The 19,022-nt window shown below is 56.1% G+C and carries 30 protein-coding genes; 22 read left to right on the plus strand and 8 right to left on the minus strand.

The window, feature by feature from the left end:
* Positions 1-21: 21 nt before the first annotated feature.
* From ettA to GOW60_RS09610, 8 genes are all read left to right on the plus strand, one after another.
* Entirely contained in the window at positions 22-1,689 is a 1,668-nt protein-coding gene (ettA, locus tag GOW60_RS09575) for an energy-dependent translational throttle protein EttA (RefSeq protein ID WP_171229109.1), read from the plus strand.
* A gap of 133 nt (positions 1,690-1,822) precedes the next feature.
* Positions 1,823-2,752 (plus strand): hypothetical protein, encoded by a 930-nt coding sequence (locus tag GOW60_RS09580; RefSeq protein WP_171169119.1) that lies wholly within the window; start codon positions 1,823-1,825, stop codon positions 2,750-2,752.
* 380 nt (positions 2,753-3,132) lie between these two features.
* Complete coding sequence (rplB, locus tag GOW60_RS09585) at positions 3,133-3,975, plus strand: 50S ribosomal protein L2 (protein ID WP_170356688.1); 843 nt, start codon at positions 3,133-3,135, stop codon at positions 3,973-3,975.
* 3 nt (positions 3,976-3,978) lie between these two features.
* Entirely contained in the window at positions 3,979-4,257 is a 279-nt protein-coding gene (rpsS, locus tag GOW60_RS09590; protein WP_068348022.1) for a 30S ribosomal protein S19, read from the plus strand.
* A gap of 3 nt (positions 4,258-4,260) precedes the next feature.
* Positions 4,261-4,641, plus strand: a complete 381-nt coding sequence (gene rplV, locus GOW60_RS09595; RefSeq protein ID WP_039538267.1) for a 50S ribosomal protein L22 — start codon at positions 4,261-4,263, stop codon at positions 4,639-4,641.
* Entirely contained in the window at positions 4,641-5,348 is a 708-nt protein-coding gene (gene rpsC / locus GOW60_RS09600; RefSeq protein WP_171229110.1) for a 30S ribosomal protein S3, read from the plus strand. Before rplV ends, rpsC begins: the two co-directional genes overlap by 1 nt.
* Positions 5,349-5,360: 12 nt before the next feature.
* Positions 5,361-5,774 carry a 50S ribosomal protein L16 gene (rplP, locus tag GOW60_RS09605; RefSeq protein WP_117872242.1) on the plus strand — a complete coding sequence of 138 codons (414 nt, stop codon included), beginning with the start codon at positions 5,361-5,363 and terminating at the stop codon, positions 5,772-5,774.
* A 233-nt stretch (positions 5,775-6,007) separates the two neighbouring features.
* Positions 6,008-6,628 (plus strand): 2OG-Fe(II) oxygenase family protein, encoded by a 621-nt coding sequence (locus tag GOW60_RS09610; RefSeq protein WP_171229111.1) that lies wholly within the window; start codon positions 6,008-6,010, stop codon positions 6,626-6,628.
* Positions 6,629-6,705: 77 nt separating this feature from the next.
* Here GOW60_RS09610 and GOW60_RS09615 read toward each other — a convergent pair whose 3' ends face one another.
* Positions 6,706-7,149 carry a GFA family protein gene (locus GOW60_RS09615; RefSeq protein WP_171229112.1) on the minus strand — a complete coding sequence of 148 codons (444 nt, stop codon included), beginning with the start codon at positions 7,147-7,149 and terminating at the stop codon, positions 6,706-6,708.
* A gap of 338 nt (positions 7,150-7,487) precedes the next feature.
* Here GOW60_RS09615 and rpmC point away from each other — a divergent pair, with 338 nt between their 5' ends.
* The 13 genes from rpmC to GOW60_RS09680 all read left to right on the plus strand — a co-directional run bounded on the left by rpmC (position 7,488) and on the right by GOW60_RS09680 (position 12,795).
* On the plus strand, positions 7,488-7,694 hold the full coding sequence (rpmC, locus tag GOW60_RS09620) for a 50S ribosomal protein L29 (protein ID WP_093965352.1): 207 nt from the start codon (positions 7,488-7,490) through the stop codon (positions 7,692-7,694).
* A gap of 4 nt (positions 7,695-7,698) precedes the next feature.
* Positions 7,699-7,929 (plus strand): 30S ribosomal protein S17, encoded by a 231-nt coding sequence (gene rpsQ / locus GOW60_RS09625; protein WP_152459158.1) that lies wholly within the window; start codon positions 7,699-7,701, stop codon positions 7,927-7,929.
* Between the two features lie 75 nt (positions 7,930-8,004).
* Positions 8,005-8,373, plus strand: coding sequence for a 50S ribosomal protein L14 (gene rplN, locus GOW60_RS09630; protein WP_039523372.1), 369 nt, complete (start codon positions 8,005-8,007; stop codon positions 8,371-8,373).
* Between the two features lie 2 nt (positions 8,374-8,375).
* Positions 8,376-8,687, plus strand: coding sequence for a 50S ribosomal protein L24 (gene rplX / locus GOW60_RS09635; RefSeq protein ID WP_152459159.1), 312 nt, complete (start codon positions 8,376-8,378; stop codon positions 8,685-8,687).
* The gene (rplE, locus tag GOW60_RS09640) at positions 8,680-9,240 is read left to right on the plus strand and encodes a 50S ribosomal protein L5 (protein WP_152459160.1); all 561 of its coding nucleotides are present in this window, start codon (positions 8,680-8,682) and stop codon (positions 9,238-9,240) included. The genes rplX and rplE overlap by 8 nt, the downstream gene beginning before the upstream one ends.
* Positions 9,241-9,259: 19 nt before the next feature.
* Positions 9,260-9,565 (plus strand): 30S ribosomal protein S14, encoded by a 306-nt coding sequence (gene rpsN, locus GOW60_RS09645; protein WP_010437098.1) that lies wholly within the window; start codon positions 9,260-9,262, stop codon positions 9,563-9,565.
* Positions 9,566-9,578: 13 nt separating this feature from the next.
* Complete coding sequence (gene rpsH / locus GOW60_RS09650; protein WP_068340741.1) at positions 9,579-9,971, plus strand: 30S ribosomal protein S8; 393 nt, start codon at positions 9,579-9,581, stop codon at positions 9,969-9,971.
* Positions 9,972-9,982: 11 nt separating this feature from the next.
* The gene (rplF, locus tag GOW60_RS09655; RefSeq protein WP_170467582.1) at positions 9,983-10,516 is read left to right on the plus strand and encodes a 50S ribosomal protein L6; all 534 of its coding nucleotides are present in this window, start codon (positions 9,983-9,985) and stop codon (positions 10,514-10,516) included.
* 11 nt (positions 10,517-10,527) lie between these two features.
* Entirely contained in the window at positions 10,528-10,887 is a 360-nt protein-coding gene (gene rplR, locus GOW60_RS09660; RefSeq protein WP_152459162.1) for a 50S ribosomal protein L18, read from the plus strand.
* Positions 10,888-11,002: 115 nt separating this feature from the next.
* Positions 11,003-11,572: a 30S ribosomal protein S5 gene (gene rpsE, locus GOW60_RS09665; RefSeq protein ID WP_155148691.1), complete on the plus strand. Its 570-nt coding sequence runs from the start codon at positions 11,003-11,005 to the stop codon at positions 11,570-11,572.
* 12 nt (positions 11,573-11,584) lie between these two features.
* Positions 11,585-11,773, plus strand: a complete 189-nt coding sequence (gene rpmD, locus GOW60_RS09670) for a 50S ribosomal protein L30 (RefSeq protein WP_050605831.1) — start codon at positions 11,585-11,587, stop codon at positions 11,771-11,773.
* Between the two features lie 117 nt (positions 11,774-11,890).
* Positions 11,891-12,274 carry a hypothetical protein gene (locus tag GOW60_RS09675; protein WP_171229113.1) on the plus strand — a complete coding sequence of 128 codons (384 nt, stop codon included), beginning with the start codon at positions 11,891-11,893 and terminating at the stop codon, positions 12,272-12,274.
* Positions 12,275-12,633: 359 nt separating this feature from the next.
* Entirely contained in the window at positions 12,634-12,795 is a 162-nt protein-coding gene (locus GOW60_RS09680) for a DUF1127 domain-containing protein (protein WP_224859333.1), read from the plus strand.
* 213 nt (positions 12,796-13,008) lie between these two features.
* Here the strand turns inward: GOW60_RS09680 and GOW60_RS09685 are convergent, their stop codons facing one another.
* Both GOW60_RS09685 and GOW60_RS09690 read right to left on the minus strand, forming a co-directional pair.
* Entirely contained in the window at positions 13,009-13,725 is a 717-nt protein-coding gene (locus GOW60_RS09685; RefSeq protein ID WP_171229114.1) for a hypothetical protein, read from the minus strand.
* Between the two features lie 2 nt (positions 13,726-13,727).
* The gene (locus GOW60_RS09690; protein WP_171229115.1) at positions 13,728-14,309 is read right to left on the minus strand and encodes a YceI family protein; all 582 of its coding nucleotides are present in this window, start codon (positions 14,307-14,309) and stop codon (positions 13,728-13,730) included.
* Positions 14,310-14,410: 101 nt separating this feature from the next.
* On the opposite strand from GOW60_RS09690, the gene GOW60_RS09695 reads away from it, so the two are divergent.
* On the plus strand, positions 14,411-14,848 hold the full coding sequence (locus tag GOW60_RS09695; RefSeq protein WP_371813342.1) for a MarR family winged helix-turn-helix transcriptional regulator: 438 nt from the start codon (positions 14,411-14,413) through the stop codon (positions 14,846-14,848).
* A gap of 92 nt (positions 14,849-14,940) precedes the next feature.
* Here the strand turns inward: GOW60_RS09695 and GOW60_RS09700 are convergent, their stop codons facing one another.
* The 5 genes from GOW60_RS09700 to GOW60_RS09720 all read right to left on the minus strand — a co-directional run bounded on the left by GOW60_RS09700 (position 14,941) and on the right by GOW60_RS09720 (position 18,920).
* A complete protein-coding gene (locus GOW60_RS09700; protein WP_170347256.1) occupies positions 14,941-15,237 on the minus strand; it encodes a 50S ribosomal protein L23 in 297 nt (98 codons plus the stop codon).
* Complete coding sequence (gene rplD / locus GOW60_RS09705; RefSeq protein WP_152459169.1) at positions 15,234-15,851, minus strand: 50S ribosomal protein L4; 618 nt, start codon at positions 15,849-15,851, stop codon at positions 15,234-15,236. The genes GOW60_RS09700 and rplD overlap by 4 nt, the downstream gene beginning before the upstream one ends.
* Positions 15,848-16,573: a 50S ribosomal protein L3 gene (rplC, locus tag GOW60_RS09710; protein WP_152459170.1), complete on the minus strand. Its 726-nt coding sequence runs from the start codon at positions 16,571-16,573 to the stop codon at positions 15,848-15,850. The genes rplD and rplC overlap by 4 nt, the downstream gene beginning before the upstream one ends.
* Positions 16,574-16,588: 15 nt before the next feature.
* The gene (gene rpsJ, locus GOW60_RS09715; protein ID WP_008756422.1) at positions 16,589-16,903 is read right to left on the minus strand and encodes a 30S ribosomal protein S10; all 315 of its coding nucleotides are present in this window, start codon (positions 16,901-16,903) and stop codon (positions 16,589-16,591) included.
* Between the two features lie 175 nt (positions 16,904-17,078).
* Entirely contained in the window at positions 17,079-18,920 is a 1,842-nt protein-coding gene (locus GOW60_RS09720; RefSeq protein ID WP_171229117.1) for an amidohydrolase, read from the minus strand.
* Between the last annotated feature and the right edge of the window lie 102 nt (positions 18,921-19,022).

Genomic DNA, 19,022 nt, shown 5'->3' on the forward strand with positions numbered 1-19,022 from the left:
TCCCGACCCAGAGGACGCGACATGGCCGCCTATCAATATGTCTACCACATGCAGGGTGTCTCCAAGACCTATCCCGGTGGCAAGAAGTGCTTTGAAAACATCCACCTCAGCTTTCTGCCCGGCGTGAAAATCGGTGTCGTCGGCGTCAACGGCGCCGGTAAATCGACGCTGATGAAGATCATGGCCGGTCTAGACACCGACTTCACCGGTGAGGCATGGGCGGCCGAGGGCGCCAAGGTCGGCTATCTGCCGCAGGAACCGCAACTGGATGAATCCCTGACCGTTCGCGAAAACGTCATGCTGGGCGTGGCCGGGAAAAAGGCCAAGGTCGATCGCTTCAACGAGATCGCGATGGAGATCGCCGAGAACTACTCGGACGAGCTGATGGAGGAAATGACCACCCTTCAGGACGCGATCGACGCGGAAAACCTGTGGGATCTGGACAGCCAGATCGATGTGTCGATGGAGGCGCTGCGCTGCCCGCCGGATGACGCCGACATCGCCAACCTCTCGGGTGGTGAGAAACGCCGCGTGGCGCTGTGCAAGCTGCTGCTGGAAGCGCCCGACATGCTGCTCTTGGACGAACCGACCAACCACCTGGACGCGGAAACCATCGCCTGGCTGCAACAGCACCTGATCGACTACAAAGGCACCATCCTGATCGTCACCCACGACCGTTATTTCCTGGATGACATCACCGGCTGGATTCTCGAATTGGACCGCGGCCGTGGCATTCCGTACGAGGGCAACTATTCCTCGTGGCTGGAGCAGAAAGCTAAGCGGCTTGAGCAAGAGGCCCGCGAGGACAAATCCAAGCAGAAGACGCTTCAGCGCGAACTGGAATGGATGCGTCAGGGTCAAAAGGCGCGTCAGGCCAAATCCAAAGCCCGGATCAACGCCTATAACGAGTTGGCGGAACAGTCCGAACGCGAAAAGCTGACCCGCGCCCAGATCGTCATCCCCAACGGCCCGCGCCTTGGCAGCAAGGTGATCGAGGTCAACGGGCTGGCCAAGCACATGGGCGACAAGCAACTGATCGAGGATCTCTCGTTCAGCCTGCCGCCCGGTGGCATCGTCGGCGTGATCGGCCCCAACGGCGCCGGTAAATCGACCCTGTTCAAAATGCTCACCGGCCATGAAAAGCCGGATGCCGGCACCATCGAATACGGCGACACGGTGCAGCTGTCCTATGTCGATCAGTCGCGCGACGACCTCAACGACAACGACACCGTGTGGGAGGCGATCACCGGCGGCGCCGAGATCATCCAGCTGGGCGACGCGCAGGTCAATTCCCGCGCCTATTGCTCGTCCTTCAACTTCAAGGGCGGCGACCAGCAGAAAAAGGTCTCTCTGCTGTCAGGGGGTGAGCGTAACCGCGTCCACATGGCCCGCCTGCTGAAAGAGGGCGGCAACGTCCTGCTGCTGGACGAACCGACCAACGATCTGGACGTCGAAACCCTGCGCGCGCTGGAAGATGCGCTTGTCGATTTCGCCGGCTGCGCCGTGGTGATCTCGCACGACCGTTTCTTCCTCGACCGGATCTGTACGCACATCCTGGCCTTTGAAGGTGATGCCCATGTGGAATGGTTCGAGGGTAACTTCGAGGACTATGAAGAGGACAAAAAGCGCCGCCTCGGACCGGATGCGCTGGAGCCGAAGCGGTTGAAGCATAAAAAGTTTGCGCGGTAGACGCCCCAGAGCAATAAATTGATGACCAGAACAGGCCGCTCTTGGAATACCAAGCGGCCTGTTTTTTTACCGTTATTCTCAAAGCCAGGCAAATTTGATACTCTAATTGCAATTCTTTTGTTTGAGTATTGTTATGGCAGAACCCATCACCGCACTTGCTGCACCCCTGATGCCATTTCTGGACTATCTGCGGCCAAACAAATCACCCTATGTGCTGGTATCTGTCGCAATTCTGACGTGCTTGCTGTTACCTCAGAACAACCTGTTTGAGAGCCCATTTGGATGGATGTACCATATTCCAATTTACTGCGTGATTGCCTGTACGGTCGTGCTGTCCTTTTTGTACCGCCCACCCGAGGTTGTACGGCACAACGCCAAAGCATCCGGGCACTTGGCCACGACGACAAACCTGACCGAGGTGTCCGATGACAGCATGGTCGACATGGATCATCAGCTAAAGTTCTCTCGGTCGTTCTGTCTAATATGTGGGCTCGTCTCTCTCTACATTTTGTTCAAGTCCGAAAGCAGACCATTTTTCGAAATATTCACCGTGCTTTATTTTGTTATCGTTTTTCATATTGCGGTGTTCATGGGTTATCTTCTGTTTCGATCCCTGCGAGAAGAAAGCATAAACAAATTTGCGGTTTTTCAGATTGGTTTCATTACAGGAATAAGCCTACTCGGAACCGCACTGTCTTACGACCAAATCAACAAGAATGATTATTCCATTCTGTCGAATTGCACTCAAAACTCGCTACTCATTCTGGACAACAACGAAAATATCGCAAGGTTCGAGGAAGAAAGGGGAATATTTCTGGACGGAATGCCTATTCCACCGGAAGACCAAGGCTTTCCCCCAGCCGAGACGGCATATACCAAATGCGATACACCGGAAACGGTCGTTTTTTCCGGTTACTTGTATGAGATTGACCCCAAGGACATCACCAAAAGAATCGATTGGAAAGCAACAAACACCATTATCTTCGCGATAGCCTGGCTTGCATTTATGTTGTTTTGGGTTCTTCGTTTGAAGAAATTCATTCGCGTGGTGTTCGTAGATTAAAAGGCGAAGAGGAATAACCTTCCAACCAATCTCTCGCAACGCTCAGGGCTGAAAACCTTTGGATGAACGCAACGGCGCGGCCTTCTTCGCCGACTGAAACCATCGCAAGATACCTGACAAAATCGACAAATGCAGATACAAGCGGCAAAACCACGTCAAGATTACGTGTGGTTTCCATGGCCACAGAAGAAGTTTGACACTCTCTCTTGTCACCCGGCCCCAACACTGCTAAACGCACCCAATCTTGCGGCCTCGGATTCGTTCCGGGGCCTTAGATATTTTGAACCGGGGACCTTCGGGGCCCTATACCCTTGGCACCTACGGGGGCCTCTCACATAGCGGGGAACCCCCTCGCACTTGCTAAACGGAAGACAGAAAGCATGGCACTCAAGTCGTACAAGCCGACGACGCCGGGCCAGCGCGGGCTGGTGCTGATCGACCGTTCGGAGCTTTGGAAAGGACGTCCGGTCAAATCTCTCACTGAGGGTTTGACCAAATCGGGCGGCCGGAACAACACCGGACGGATCACTTCACGCCGCCGCGGCGGTGGCGCAAAGCGTCTCTACCGGATCGTTGACTTCAAACGGAACAAATTTGATGTCGCGGCAACCGTCGAGCGGATCGAATACGACCCGAACCGGACCGCATTCATCGCACTGGTAAAATACGAAGACGGCGAGCAGGCCTATATCCTGGCTCCGCAGCGTCTGGCTGTTGGTGACAAGGTCATCGCGTCGGCAAAAGCTGACATCAAGCCGGGCAACGCAATGCCGTTCTCGGGCATGCCCATTGGTACCATCGTCCACAATATCGAGATGAAGCCTGGCAAAGGCGGTCAGATCGCACGTGCGGCCGGTACTTACGCTCAGTTCGTTGGTCGCGATGGCGGCTACGCTCAGATCCGTCTGAGCTCGGGCGAGCTGCGCATGGTCCGTCAGGAATGCATGGCCACCGTTGGTGCCGTGTCCAACCCCGACAACTCGAACCAGAACCTCGGTAAAGCCGGTCGTATGCGCCACAAAGGCGTTCGTCCGTCGGTTCGTGGTGTTGCAATGAACCCGATCGATCACCCGCACGGTGGTGGTGAAGGTCGTACCTCGGGTGGCCGTACACCGGTTACACCGTGGGGTAAGGACACCAAGGGTAAGCGTACCCGCAACAAGAACAAAGCGTCCCAGAAGCTGATCATCCGCTCGCGGCACGCCAAGAAGAAGGGACGTTAATCTATGTCTCGCTCTGTTTGGAAGGGTCCTTTCGTCGATGCTTATGTGCTTAAAAAAGCCGAAGCAGCGCGCGAGTCGGGCCGCAACGAAGTCATCAAGATCTGGTCGCGTCGTTCCACCATTCTGCCCCAATTCGTGGGTCTGACCTTTGGTGTGTACAATGGCCAGAAGCATATCCCGGTAAACGTCACGGAAGACATGATTGGTCAGAAGTTCGGTGAATACTCGCCAACTCGTACCTACTATGGTCACGCCGCAGACAAAAAAGCGAAGCGGAAGTAAGTCATGGGCAAGGAAAAGAACCCCCGCCGCGTGGCTGAAAACGAAGCAATGGCGAAAACTCGCATGCTTCGCACCAGCCCGCAGAAACTGAACCTGGTTGCGCAAATGATCCGCGGCAAGAAAGTCGAGAAGGCTCTGACCGACCTGACTTTCTCGAACAAGCGTGTCGCGCAGGACGTCAAGAAGTGCCTGCAGTCCGCAATCGCGAATGCCGAAAACAACCACAACCTGGACGTTGACGAACTGATCGTCGCCGAAGCTTGGGTTGGCAAGAACCTGGTCATGAAGCGCGGTCGTCCGCGTGCCCGTGGCCGTTTCGGCAAGATCATGAAGCCGTTCTCGGAGATCACCATCAAGGTGCGTCAAGTTGAGGAGCAAGCCTAATGGGACATAAAGTCAATCCGATCGGCATGCGCCTGCAGGTCAACCGCACCTGGGACAGCCGCTGGTACGCTGACACCAAGGATTACGGTGATCTTCTTCTGGAAGACATCAAGATCCGTGAGTTCATCCAGAAAGAGTGCAAGCAGGCCGGTGTTGCACGTGTGATCATCGAACGTCCGCACAAGAAGTGCCGCGTCACGATCCACACCGCACGTCCGGGTGTTATCATCGGCAAGAAAGGTGCAGACATCGAAGTTCTGCGCAAGAAGCTGGCCCAGATGACCGACAGCGAACTGCACCTGAACATCGTCGAAGTGCGCAAGCCCGAGCTTGACGCGCAGCTGGTTGCCGAGTCGATCGCTCAGCAGCTGGAACGTCGTGTTTCGTTCCGTCGCGCAATGAAGCGCTCGGTTCAGAACGCCATGCGCATGGGCGCCCTGGGTATCCGGGTGAACGTCGCTGGCCGTCTGGGCGGTGCCGAAATCGCACGGACCGAGTGGTACCGCGAAGGCCGCGTGCCTCTGCACACCCTGCGTGCCGACATCGATTACGCACATGCCGAAGCGATGACCCCGTACGGGATTATCGGGATCAAGGTCTGGATCTTCAAAGGTGAGATCATGGAGCACGATCCGCAGGCACGTGACCGTAAAGCACAGGAACTCCAGGATGGTCCGGCACCTCGCGGTGCAGGCGGCCGTCGCTAAGGAGGATTTGAGATGCTTCAACCAAAGCGTACGAAATTCCGCAAGATGCACAAAGGCCGGATCAAGGGAGAAGCCAAGGGCGGCTCTGATCTGAACTTTGGCACCTACGGTCTGAAAGCCCTGCAGCCCGAGCGCGTCACCGCACGTCAGATCGAAGCTGCACGTCGTGCCATGACCCGTCACATGAAACGTCAGGGTCGTGTCTGGATCCGTATCTTCCCCGACACTCCGGTCACTGCAAAGCCGATCGAAGTTCGTATGGGTAAAGGTAAGGGTTCGGTGGACCGCTGGGTTTGCAAGGTCAAGCCCGGCCGCGTGATGTTCGAGATCGACGGCGTCAATGACGACATCGCCCGCGAGGCCCTGCGCCTGGCCGCGATGAAGCTGCCGATCAAGACCCGCGTCGTGGTTCGCGAAGACTGGTAAGCGATCCGGGGTTTCCCCGTTCGTGGCAAAATTGACCCCCGTCGGGAAACCGGCGGGGGTTATCATTTGGGGGCGCTGCCCCCGCCTCGGCAAGCCGCGACTCCCCCGGGATTTTTGTGGCCAGATGAAGCAGGGGATCCGGATTTCATCTGGCAAAAAATATCCCGGAGCGCGAGGCAGAGCCTCGCAAAAGAGCCATCGCAATCGCGATGAGGCTGGGTTAAGAGGGCGCTATGGCACAGATTGAATCACTATTCGTAACCCGTCTCTATCGCGCAGCTTTGTCCGAGTTCGGTCCCGGGATCGATGCGGAAGAGCTGGAAAACTCGTGCCTTGTCATCGCCGAAGATGACGAGGCCGGGCAACAATGGTGTGAGGAAAACGGCTATCCCGGCTATACCAGCTATGCCTCGCTGACCGACCTGCCGTGGCGGTTCCCGATCTTTGCCGATCTGGTGAAAGTACTGGATCAGCACGTGGCGGCCTTTGCCAAGGATCTGGAATTCGATCTGGGCGAAGGCGAGCTAAAGCTCGAGGACCTCTGGATCAACATCCTGCCCGAGGGTGGCATGCATTCCAGCCACCTACACCCGCACAGCGTGATCTCGGGCACGACCTATGTGGCCATGCCCGAAGGGGCGAGTGCATTGAAACTGGAAGACCCCCGCTCAGGCCGCATGATGGCCGCGCCGACGCGTCTGAAAGGTGGGCGACGCGATTTGCAGCCGTTCATCTATATGAAACCGCAGGTGGGCGACGTGCTGCTCTGGGAAAGCTGGCTGCGCCACGAGGTGCCGATGAACATGGCCGAGGAAGAGCGGATATCGGTCAGTTTTAACTATCGGTGGGACTGAACGCTCCCACCGAATAACGGCATCTTGAATGCAGGCGAACACCGTTGGCACTCCGCCCAGAATGAACGAAAGCCCTGTCAGGCGGCAGGTGAAGGCCACGAAAATTCTGGACGGAACGCTTCATATACCGGTCGTCCGTCATCAGGCTTGGGGTACCCTTTGCTGTCATCGTAAAACGCGTGGTAAGTCGCTGCAGGAAACTTGCTGTCATCATACCCCATCACGTTGGGTACAGCCACGCGTATGCGCTTTTGCTTATCATCCAGCATCAGCGCGGCGCCGCACTCAGAACAGGTGCAAAGCTCTAAAGGGCCATCGGGATTGTTGGCGTTGAATGGTTGACGGTTCATCTTATCTTCGGGGTCTGCTGACAGGTCTGAGTAGTTAAAGAACGCAACATGGGTTGTGTGCTGTCCGGTCACGGACTTACAGACATCACAGTGGCATTCATGGTTGTCTATCGGTTCTGCCGTCGCGACTATCTTGACGTGTTCACATCCTCCTGAATAAGGGCTGGTCATTTTCTTACCTCCTCTGTGAACTTCAGGCTTTTGGGCCTTCTCTATTGGGCGCCGAACGCGGCCCGTTGGCAATACAGACCTTGGCCTGAGTTTGGATGAGGAATACTTCGCGGAAGTTTCGTGATTGGTAACCCGTTCGGCGACCGAGAGCATCCAATTCCCTCGCCATCAAGAAGACGTCAAACTTTCCCTTGCCACCCAACCCCCAAACCCTTATACGGCGGCATCCTGCGGTCTCCCGGCGTTGTCGGGCGATTCGCATGTCTATCATTCATCCACCAGGTCCAAGGTGACCCGTGTACGGGGCCTTCTGGTGTTTTGAGCAAAGGAAAAAGGCGATGAACGCCCAAGAACTGCGTGAAAAGACCCCGGACCAGCTCCGCGAGGAACTGGCCAACCTGAAGAAAGAAAGCTTTAATCTGCGCTTTCAACAGGCAACCGGTCAGCTGGAAAATACGGCTGGTATCAAAGCGGCCCGCCGCAATGCTGCCCGCGTCAAAACCATTCTGAACGAAAAGGCCGCTGCCGCGGCATCGGAGGAGTAATCCCATGCCCAAGCGTATCCTGTCCGGAGTAGTAACCAGCGACGCCAACGAGCAGACCGTGACTGTTTCGGTTGAACGCCGTTTCAAGCACCCGCTGCTGCACAAAACCGTTCGTAAGTCCAAGAAATACCGGGCTCATGACGAAAAGAACGCCTTCAAGGTCGGCGACACCGTACGCATCATCGAATGCGCGCCGAAATCGAAGACGAAACGTTGGGAGGTTCTGGAGGCGTAAGCCCCCAGACCTTTCCATTTGTCGAAACCCTGGGGGAATTAACAAGACCAGCCCCCACAGGTCGGGAGAAACCACATGATCCAGATGCAGACCAATCTGGATGTCGCTGACAACTCCGGCGCTCGCCGAGTTCAGTGCATCAAGGTCCTGGGTGGTTCCAAGCGTAAATACGCCTCCGTCGGCGACATCATTGTCGTCTCGGTGAAGGAAGCCATCCCGCGCGGCCGCGTGAAGAAAGGTGACGTCCGCAAGGCCGTCGTCGTGCGCACCGCCAAGGAAGTCCGTCGCGAAGACGGCACCGCGATCCGTTTCGATCGCAACGCCGCCGTCATCCTGAACAACAACAACGAGCCGATCGGTACCCGTATCTTTGGCCCCGTTGTTCGTGAACTGCGCGGCAAGAACTTCATGAAAATCATCTCGCTGGCTCCGGAGGTGCTGTAATCATGGCTGCTAAACTCCGCAAAGGCGACAAGGTCGTCGTGCTGGCCGGCAAGGACAAGGGCAAAGAGGGCACCATTTCCTCGGTTGACCCCAAAGCCGGAAAAGCTGTTGTTGATGGCATCAACATCGCCATCCGTCACACCCGCCAGTCGCAAAACTCGCAAGGTGGTCGTCTGCCTCAGGCAAACCCGATCGACCTGTCGAACCTGGCACTGCTGGACAAGAACGGCAAAGCGACCCGCGTTGGCTTCCGCATGGAAGGTGACAAGAAGGTCCGCTTTGCCAAGACCACAGGGGACGTGATCGATGCTTGATAACGCAACCTACACCCCGCGTCTGAAAACTCAGTACGTTGAAACCATCCGCGCCGCTCTGAAAGAAGAGTTCGGTTACAAGAACGACATGCAGCTGCCCAAGCTGGAGAAGATCGTTCTGAACATCGGCTGTGGTGCCGAGGCCGTCAAAGACTCGAAGAAAGCGAAAGCTGCGGTCGAGGATCTGACTGCGATTGCCGGTCAAAAGGCCGTTGCAACCAAGGCGAAGAAGTCGATCGCGGGCTTCCGCGTCCGTGAGGACATGCCGCTGGGCGCGAAAGTGACCCTGCGTGGTGACCGGATGTACGAATTCCTGGATCGTCTGATCACCATCGCGCTGCCGCGCGTTCGTGACTTCCGCGGTGTAAAGCCTTCTTTCGATGGTCAGGGCAACTTTGCCATGGGCATGAAAGAGCACATCGTTTTCCCGGAAATCGATTTCGACAAGGTCGACGAGGTCTGGGGCATGGATATCGTAATTGCCACCACAGCGAAAACCGACGCTGAAGCAAAGGCACTGTTGAAAGCGTTCAACATGCCGTTCAACGCATAAGCGCCGGGAGGATTGAGACATGGCTAAAAAAGCAATGATCGAACGCGAAAAGAAGCGCGAACGCCTGGTGGCCAAATATGCCGCGAAGCGTGCCGAGCTGAAAGAAATCGCGAATGACGAGAGCAAGCCGATGGAAGAGCGCTTCAAAGCGCGTCTGAAACTGGCGAAGCTGCCGCGCAACAGCTCGGCCACACGTCTGCACAACCGCTGTCAGCTGACAGGTCGTCCCCACGCTTACTACCGTAAGCTGAAGGTCAGCCGTATCGCGCTGCGCGAGCTGGGTTCTGCTGGTCAGATCCCCGGCATGGTGAAATCGAGCTGGTAAGGGAGACATAGATATGAATGATCCTATCGGCGATATGCTCACCCGTATCCGCAACGCGCAAATGCGCGGCAAGTCCACCGTTTCCACCCCGGCTTCCAAGCTGCGCGGTTGGGTTCTGGACGTGCTGGCGGACGAAGGCTACATCCGTGGCTATGAAAAGACGACCGGTGAAAACGGTCATCCGGCCATCGAAATCAGCCTGAAGTACTACGAAGGCACCCCTGTCATTCGCGAACTGAAGCGGGTCTCGAAGCCTGGCCGTCGCGTATACATGGGCGTCAATGACATCCCGCAGGTCCGTCAGGGTCTGGGTGTGTCGATTGTCAGCACTCCGAAAGGTGTGATGTCGGACGCAAACGCTCGCTCCAACAATGTTGGCGGCGAAGTGCTCTGCACCGTCTTCTAAGGAGGTCTGCAATGTCTCGTATTGGTAAAAAACCGGTCGAGCTGCCCAGCGGCGTTACCGCCTCTGTGTCCGGCCAGACCATCGAAGTCAAAGGTCCGAAAGGCACCCGCAGCTTCACCGCCACCGACGACGTGACGCTGTCGGTTGAAGACAACGTGGTCAAGATCGACCCCCGTGGCATGTCCAAGCGTGCCCGCCAGCAGTGGGGCATGAGCCGCACCATGGTTGCCAACCTGGTAACCGGTGTGACGACCGGCTTCAAAAAAGAGCTGGAGATCCAGGGTGTTGGTTACCGGGCTCAGATGCAGGGCAACACCCTGAAACTGAACCTGGGCTACAGCCACGATGTTGATTTCACTGCTCCGGAAGGTGTCACCATCACCGCGCCGAAGCAGACCGAAATCGTTGTGGAAGGTATCGACCAGCAGCTGGTGGGCGAAACCGCGGCGAAAATCCGCGAGTGGCGCCGCCCCGAGCCTTACAAAGGCAAAGGCATCCGCTACAAGGGCGAGTTCATCTTCCGCAAGGAAGGCAAGAAGAAGTAAGGACGAACACAATGGCAAACAGCAAAAGAACCCTGTTTCTGAAGCGCCGCCTGCGCGTTCGGAACAAACTTCGCAAGGTCAACGCGGGTCGTCCGCGTCTGTCCGTACACCGTTCGAACAAGAACATCTCTGTTCAGTTGATCGACGACGTACGTGGCGTGACCCTGGCCTCGGCCTCGACCCTGGAAAAGGATCTGGGCGTTGTTGGCAAAAACAACATCGATGCGGCGACCAAAGTCGGCGCGGCCATCGCAGAGCGTGCCAAGAAGGCAGGCGTCGAAGAGGCCTATTTCGATCGTGGTGGCTTCCTGTTCCACGGCAAGGTGAAGGCTCTGGCCGACGCCGCGCGTGAAGGTGGTCTGAAGATCTAAGACCTGCGGGCGGGTTTCGATCCGCCCCGATGATCCGGGGGCCTCGGCAACAGTCGGGGCTCACTTGGATTGAAGAAACGGCGCCGTATGCGCCACATGAGAAAAGGGATGCCAAATGGCAGAACGTGAAAACCGTCGGGGCCGTGGCCGCGACCGTGAGGAAGCACCGGAATTTGCAGATCGTCTGGTTGCGATCAACCGCGTGTCGAAAACCGTAAAAGGTGGTAAGCGCTTTGGCTTCGCCGCTCTGGTGGTTGTCGGCGATCAGAAAGGCCGCGTGGGCTTTGGCAAGGGTAAAGCGAAAGAAGTACCCGAGGCCATCCGCAAGGCGACCGAACAAGCCAAGCGTCAGATGATCCGCGTGCAACTGCGCGAAGGTCGGACCCTGCACCACGACATCGAGGGCCGTCACGGCGCCGGTAAAGTGGTTATGCGCACCGCACCTGAAGGTACTGGTATCATCGCCGGTGGTCCGATGCGTGCCGTGTTCGAAATGCTGGGCGTCAAGGACGTTGTGTCCAAGTCGCTGGGCTCGCAGAACCCGTACAACATGATCCGCGCCACCATCAACGGCCTGCAAAAAGAGCAGAGCCCGCGTTCGGTTGCCGCACGTCGTGGCAAAAAGGTTGCCGACATCCTGCCCAAGCGGGACGAAGCACCGGCTGCTGCTGAAGCAGAAGCATAAGGAGAGCGACCCATGGCAAAAACCATCGTCGTCAAGCAGATCGGTTCCCCGATCCGCCGCCCCGCCGAACAGCGCGCAACCCTGATCGGCCTGGGCCTGAACAAGATGCACAAAACCCGTGAGCTGGAAGATACTCCTTCGGTCCGCGGCATGATCCGCAAGATCCCGCATCTGGTAGAGATCGTCGAAGAGCGCGGCTAAGCGCTAAATCTTCGCAGAGTTTGAAACGCCCCTGATATTTTTCAGGGGCGTTTTTTCTTGCGTTTAACTGCGCCTGACGTATCGTTTTGATCCATTTTGATTAAAGAGTGAGAAAAGATGAAACTGTTCCTATCCGCGCTTTGCGCGACGGCCATTGGTGTCTCAGCGCACGCAGCCTGCCCCAACAAGGCTCCAAAACTTTCGAAAAGCTATTTCTCAGACGGCGACCAGAAAGTGAATGCAGCCTGGCTCCAAAACAACCTTGCGGGACGCAAAGTCGTTTACACTGGCAAAGACACAGAAACATATTTTTCCGACGGAACCTATTCCTACAAAAGGGATGGCCAAACATGGAAAGCAAACTCATACAAATTCTATGACAACGGGATGCGTTGCATTGGATATCAAAACCCTCGTTTTGATCTTTACGTCGTGAACAACGGCAAACTGATTTTGGTTAATGAACAAAAAGAGCGATACGAGGGGCAGATAAGGAAATAGTCGGTTTTAGGGCATTTCCTACAACTTTGTCGCAAGGCGTCAGCACTGCCACACGGCCTGCGTTCAATAGGAGAAGCGCCCTTACGGCAGTTTCTGAGTGTTTCCGACGCAAGTACATAGCATTCCGAATGTCTTGCGCGATCCGTAGTGCGCTGGGGTCAACCTTTGTCATACCGAAAACGCATAGCGGCTAGACCGAAACCTATATTGTTAGCGATAACTATTAGCCCTATCTCAGCCTTGTCCAAACAAGGAACACAAAAGGTAACGTCAGGGAATTCGCCCTGATTTGAGAAAGGAACACAGAAATGACAACCGCAACACTGACAAATACCGGCTTCAACTTCGGCACCCGGATCATGGACATGATCGAACGGATCAAAACCGCACGCAAACGGGCCGCTGAATATCAGCGCACATACCGCGAACTGCAAAGCCTGACCAACCGCGAACTGGATGACATCGGCATCCGCCGCTGCGACATCGCAGATATTGCGCACAAACATGTTTACTGCTCTTGATCGCGGATAATCCGCAGCAAGACACAAAGGCGCCGAATGGCGCCTTTTTTGTATCACGCGTTGGCTCACAGCACGACCAGTAGACGCGTAACAGCAGGATAGCCCACTGAAGATCACGATGCCGCTGTACGGAGCTAAAATCCGGCTCTACGGCGGTTTCCAACCGTGGGCTCCCGCAACATACGTTTCCCTGACCCCTGGCCTTCTGACGCCCTACCCCAACGACCGCCTGCGGCAGAGTGGTTCAGACTCCACTGCAATCCGCTGTTTGAGCTTGATATGGCCGAGAACTTCTCGAAAGGCACGGTGCTTGGGTTTGCCTTCCAGATAATCCGCCAGCTTTAGCAGGTTGATTGGGTGCTTCTCAACAAGCGCTTCGATCCGCTGCACGGCTTCGTCCAACACATAATGATCGATGAACTGGCAAGCCACCTGTGTGGGGGTCAGCAGGCAATAGTCCTGAGCGCGCTTGTCTGTGTAGCGCGTAATGTCAAAGGGCGACGCGCCGAGGGCGTGGAACTTTGGAATATGTACACGCATGTCGGCTTTCACATGCTCCAGCACCGTGCCGGAAATCTGCCGAAACCCCAATGGACCAAGCTTGCTGACAACATGCTTACGCATCGCCGGAGAGATCATGTCTACATCCGCCCGATCGTATTTCAGATCATCAAATACCGACAAGAGCCCCAGCTTTTCATCGGCTATCTGGAAATACGGCTCACCTTTAAACGCGCGCATTTTCTCCAGCACCAGCTCACGTTCCGCTGTTGGATCAGAGACGAAAGCGACCTCCTCGGTTTGAACCGCCGAGGTCGCGAAACCACCCAGCAAGCGTCGTAGCAATGTGTGCTGCTTTTTTCCCTGCTGCTGTGTGTTCTTTGAATCAGCCATAGCATTCAATGTAGCGCCAGCGGGCTGACTTACCATTCTTACCCGTCAGCCTTCATCTCGGTGTCGATGAGGATGGTGATCGGCCCGGTCGAGAATGGTCCGACGCCAAACTCCGTATGGTCAATCTCAGCTTCGGCCGAGAACGCCACCCAGTCGCCTTGATAGTATTCAATGGCACCGCCCAGCGGGTGCGGGCCTTGGTGAGTCAACGTGGCCGTCAGAGTCACGGGTTTGGTAACTCCATGTATGGTCAGGTCGCCGGTCACACCCGCCGTGGTGTCGCCCGTCCGTTCAATTTCAGTGCTGACGAAAGTGATTTCCGGATAGGTTTCGACCTCGAGAAAATCCGCCGACTTCAGATGATCGTCCAAAGGCCCAAACCCCGAGGACAAGCTGTTTGTGTCGATCGTCACGTTCAGTGTCGATGCCTCGACATCATCCGCGTTCAGATCCAGTACACCTTCGACTTTGGTGAATTCGCCATGCTGGGTGGACACCCCTGCATGGCTCCAGCTGAAGCGGACTTCTGTATGCCCCTGGTCAGTCTTGTAGGTCTGCGCATAGACAGGTGCCACGGCAACGGTCAGGGCGACGGCAGCGATCATAGAGTTAAAGCTCATGGCTGAGTTCTTTTCATCCGGTAGGGGCTGGATATTAGATGAATTTTCATCTAATTGAACGCGCAGGAAATCGCAATCGGAATCAAGGAGAACACGAAGTTGTGAAGAGTGATCTGCCAACATCGCTGGAAACCGACATCTGGGTTGCAATGAACCGGACGACACGGCTCATCCAGTTTGAAATCAGTGCCGCCCTGAAAGACGCTGGCCTTCCGCCTTTGAAATGGTACGACATCCTTTGGTCCCTCGAGCGGCACGGCGGCCAACTGCGCCCCTACGAGCTGGCGCAGGACACCATATTCGAGCAATCGAACCTGTCCCATTTGAGCAGGCGCCTGGTTGCAGAAGGACTGATCACTTATGTGTCCTTTGACGGTGACCGGCGAGGGAAAGTCCTGAAGATTACCGACAAGGGGAAAGAGCTGCGAAAACGTATGTGGGAAATCTACGGCCCCTTGCTGCACGAAAAGATGCGCGCCTTTGGCAAGTCGGATGGCTGGCAGGCCTTCATCGAAACCGCGCGCAAGCAAGCTGAATAGGAAGCCGCTAAGGGCGCAGAGCACACAGTCTGTGCCAAACAAAAAAACCCCCGCTCGCGCGGGGGTTCTGATTTTCTAAACGACGGGTCCGATCAGAGACCGGTGGTCACGTCGATGGTGTTCCCCTCTTCCAGGGTCACATATGCTTTTTTGACGTCTTTCCGACGGCCCAACTGGCCGCGGAACCGCTTGACCTTGCCTTTGGTCACGGTGGTGTTCACCGCTTTGACCTTCACACCAAACAGTGCCTCAACGGCCTCTTTGATCTGCGGCTTGTTGCTGTCGATCGCCACTTCAAAGACAACCGCGCCGTTTTCGGACGCCATGGTCGACTTTTCAGTGATGATCGGCTTGCGGATCACGTCGTAGTGTTCTGCCTTCGCGCTCATTTCAGACGAGCCTCCAGTGCTTCGACAGCCGCTTTGGTGAGCACCAGGGTGTCACGCTTGAGGATGTCATAAACGTTTGCACCCATCGACGGCAGGATATCCAGACCTTCGATGTTGCGCGACGCCTTCAGGAAACCTTCGTTCACGGTCGCACCGTCGATGACCAGAGCGCGTTTCCAACCCAGGTTTGCAACCTGTTTGGCCAGAGCAGCGGTCTTGCCTTCGGCTTCGGCGCTCTCGATCACAACCAGTTCACCTGCTTTGGCTTTTGCCGACAGAGCGTGGCGCAGGCCAAGCTTGCGGAACTTCTTCGGCAGGTCGTGGCCGTGCGAACGAGGGGTCGGGCCCTTGTAGATACCACCCTTGCGGAAGATCGGCGCGTTGCGGTCACCATGGCGTGCGCCACCGGTACCCTTCTGGCGATAGATCTTCTTGGTCGAGTAGCTGGTTTCCGAGCGGGTCTTGACCTTGTGGGTGCCGGCCTGCGCGTTGTTGCGCTGCCAACGGACCACACGGTGCAGGATGTCTGCACGCGGCTCGAGACCGAACAGATCGGCGTTCAGCTCGATGTCGCCGGCTTTGCCGCCGTCCAGTTTGATTACATCAAGTTTCATGCTTCACCACCTTCCGCGGGAGCTTCTTCCGCAGGTGCATCAGATGCAGCCGATTTCACAGCAGCCGGGAAAGGCAGGCCTTCCGGTGCTTTCTTCTTCACGGCGTCCTTGACGGTGACCCAGCCCGATTTCGGTCCGGGAACGGCGCCTTTGATGAAGACCAGACCACGCTCGGCGTCGGTTTTGACGACTTCCAGGTTCTGGGTCGTTACACGGGCAGCACCCATGTGACCGGCCATCTTCTTGCCTTTGAACACCTTGCCCGGGTCCTGACACTGACCGGTCGAACCGTGCGAACGGTGGCTGATCGAAACACCGTGCGAGGCGCGCAGACCACCGAAGTTGTGGCGCTTCATCGCACCGGCAAAGCCTTTACCGATCGAGGTGCCCGAAACGTCAACCTTCTGACCTTCCAGGAAGTGTTCTGCCGAAATCTCGGCACCCACTTCGATCAGGCCATCTTCGGAGACGCGGAACTCGGCCAGCTTACGCTTGGGCTCGACCTTGGCAGCGGCATAGTGACCGCGCATGGCTTTCGAGGTGCGTTTTGCCTTGGCAGCACCGGCGCCCAGCTGAACGGCAGTGTAGCCATCTTTGTCAGCGGTCCGCTGTGCAACGACCTGCAGGTTGTCCAGGTGAAGAACGGTCACAGGGATCTGCTTGCCGTCTTCCATGAACAGGCGGGTCATGCCAACTTTTTTTGCGATAATACCAGAGCGCATTCTCATACCCTCCGATTACGACTGCAACTTGATCTCGACGTCCACACCAGCAGCGAGGTCGAGCTTCATCAGCGCGTCAACGGTCTGGGGGGTCGGATCAACGATGTCGAGAAGACGCTTGTGCGTGCGGATCTCGAACTGGTCGCGGGATTTCTTGTCAACGTGAGGGCCACGGAGAACCGTGAACTTCTCGATCTTGTTCGGCAGCGGGATCGGTCCGCGCACGTTCGCGCCGGTCCGCTTGGCAGTGTTGACGATCTCTTGCGTGCTGGCATCCAGAACGCGATAGTCAAATGCCTTCAGCCGAATACGGATGTTTTGGCTTTGCATATTAACAGCCTTTTATTCAGGCGTTGGAGTTGAGAGGAGGACAGACGCGCATCGCCAACCCTCATCGAACCCAAAAGGCGGGAATCACCCCGCCTTGATGTTCTTATTGAGAACCCGCGCGTACTATAGCGACCTGAGCGTTTTTGCAAGAGGCAAATGCCAGAATGAAAACCTTCTATTCACCTCCAGAAACGCCATTGGTTAACCATGGACTTTCGACCTTCATTCCTTGGTAAACCGCGTGCAAAAAAAGATGCGCAATAACTGGGTCACTGGAAAATGGAGAAAAACGCATCTTTCCCTCTCTGACACCTTCTTCAGCTTCGTAAACAACCTCATCACCTTTGACGGTTACAAGCACTTTGAGCTCGGCTAGGGTCTCTGGATCGACCGTCGTAGGATCGTCAGACAAGATCACAAAGTCTGCAACTTTTCCAACTTCGATCGACCCCTTCTCGTTTTCCTCAAAATGCTGCCACGCAGGCCAAATAGTCATGGCCTTAAGTGCAGTCATGACGTCCACCCTTTGATGCGGCCCCAATATGTCGCCCGAACGGGTGCGGCGAGTGACCGTCGCGGCAAGAACCCGCATACTGTCGGGAAACGCGACCGGGGCATCGTGATGTGTGCCGAACATCATGTCCCTTTCTCGCAGCCATCCCGTGGGTGAGATGTTGTCGGCATTGACCGGTCCCACAGTATGATCCCGGTGCCAATCGCCCCAATAGAACGTGTGCATCGGGAAAAGCGACGGGAACACGCCAAGCCGTTTGAAACTGGCAACCTGATCCTCCCTCAGAAACTGGCCGTGTATCAGAACGGGGCGGTTGCCCGGGTCGCCATACTTGATCTGCGCTTCTTCAAGGGCCGCAATCAGCATATCGGATGCTCCTTCGCCGTTGGAATGCACAAGGATCTGGAAGCCGTTCTCATAACACCAGTTCACCGCGTCCTGAAGCTGCTCCATCGTTATGGCCGCATATCCGGCATACCCGGCGGCATAATTTCCAACCGGATTGTAATAGGGTCGATCCCGCAAGGCTGTGAAACCCTGCGGTGAACCGTCGATTGTCAGCTTGCAACCCCCAACCCGGACCCGGTTCTCGTAGTCTGCGGATGTGTTTTCTCTGATGAACTCCCGAGCTTCCAAAACGTCCGGAAACGCGACCACGTCGATGGGCAGCCCTTTTTCGGCAGCAACTTTCCTGAGAACCTCGACAATCTCGCCGGACGATCGGCCTTCTTGTCCGGTTGTATATCCAAACTTAGCCCAAAGCTCTGTTCCGGCCTTCGCGAATGCCGCCAAGCCTTTCTCACCCAGATTTCCAAGCATAGGAACAAGAACCGAAAAGAACGCGTATTCTTCCAGAACGCCGTTAGGCTCACCAGCTTCATCGCGCTGAATCACACCGCCCGGAGGTGCTTCTGAGGTGGCGGTGATACCTGCCAACTCCAGAGCTTTTGAATTTGCGACCCCCAAATGCCCGGATTGATGAATGATGATGACCGGCAAGTCTTGGGACACCATATCCAGTTCTTGCCGTGTCGGGTGACGCAGCTCTTTCAGCTGCGCGTTGTCGTAACCAAAGCCAACGATCATTTTCACCTGCTCAACGGCTTCCGCATTCTCAGCGGCCCAGTTGGACAGTGTTGATTGCAGGCTTGCGATATCAACGACATCTCCATCCGGCGGCGCGAGAAGGTTGGCTGACAGTGCCTGCAAACCTCCCATGACAACATGCCCGTGGCTGTCCACAAAGCCCGGCAGCATCGCGCGTCCGTTCAGATCGAAGGTTTCCGTTCCATCACCTTGATACGCAGATAGATCAGACAGCGATCCGACGGCCAGAATACGCCCGTCTTTGACTGCAACCGCTTCGGCGGAGGGGCCTTCGTCATTCATCGTGACGATTGGACCGCCAAGATAAATGCGATCCGCGATTTGTTGGGACGATGCCGAGGTGGATGAAAACGCGATTGCTGCGGCAAGACAGAGTGAACGTGCCGTTACGTGCATCTTATAACCTCTTTCGAATTGCAATGTTTCAATACGGAAAAGGGTAACATCTCGGTGTGCGTTTCCGAAACTGAAAAAGGGCGCCCCGCGGGGCGCCCTTTC

The sequence above is a fragment of the Ruegeria sp. HKCCA4008 genome, from assembly GCF_013033125.1.
In the GTDB taxonomy this organism is placed as follows: domain Bacteria; phylum Pseudomonadota; class Alphaproteobacteria; order Rhodobacterales; family Rhodobacteraceae; genus Ruegeria.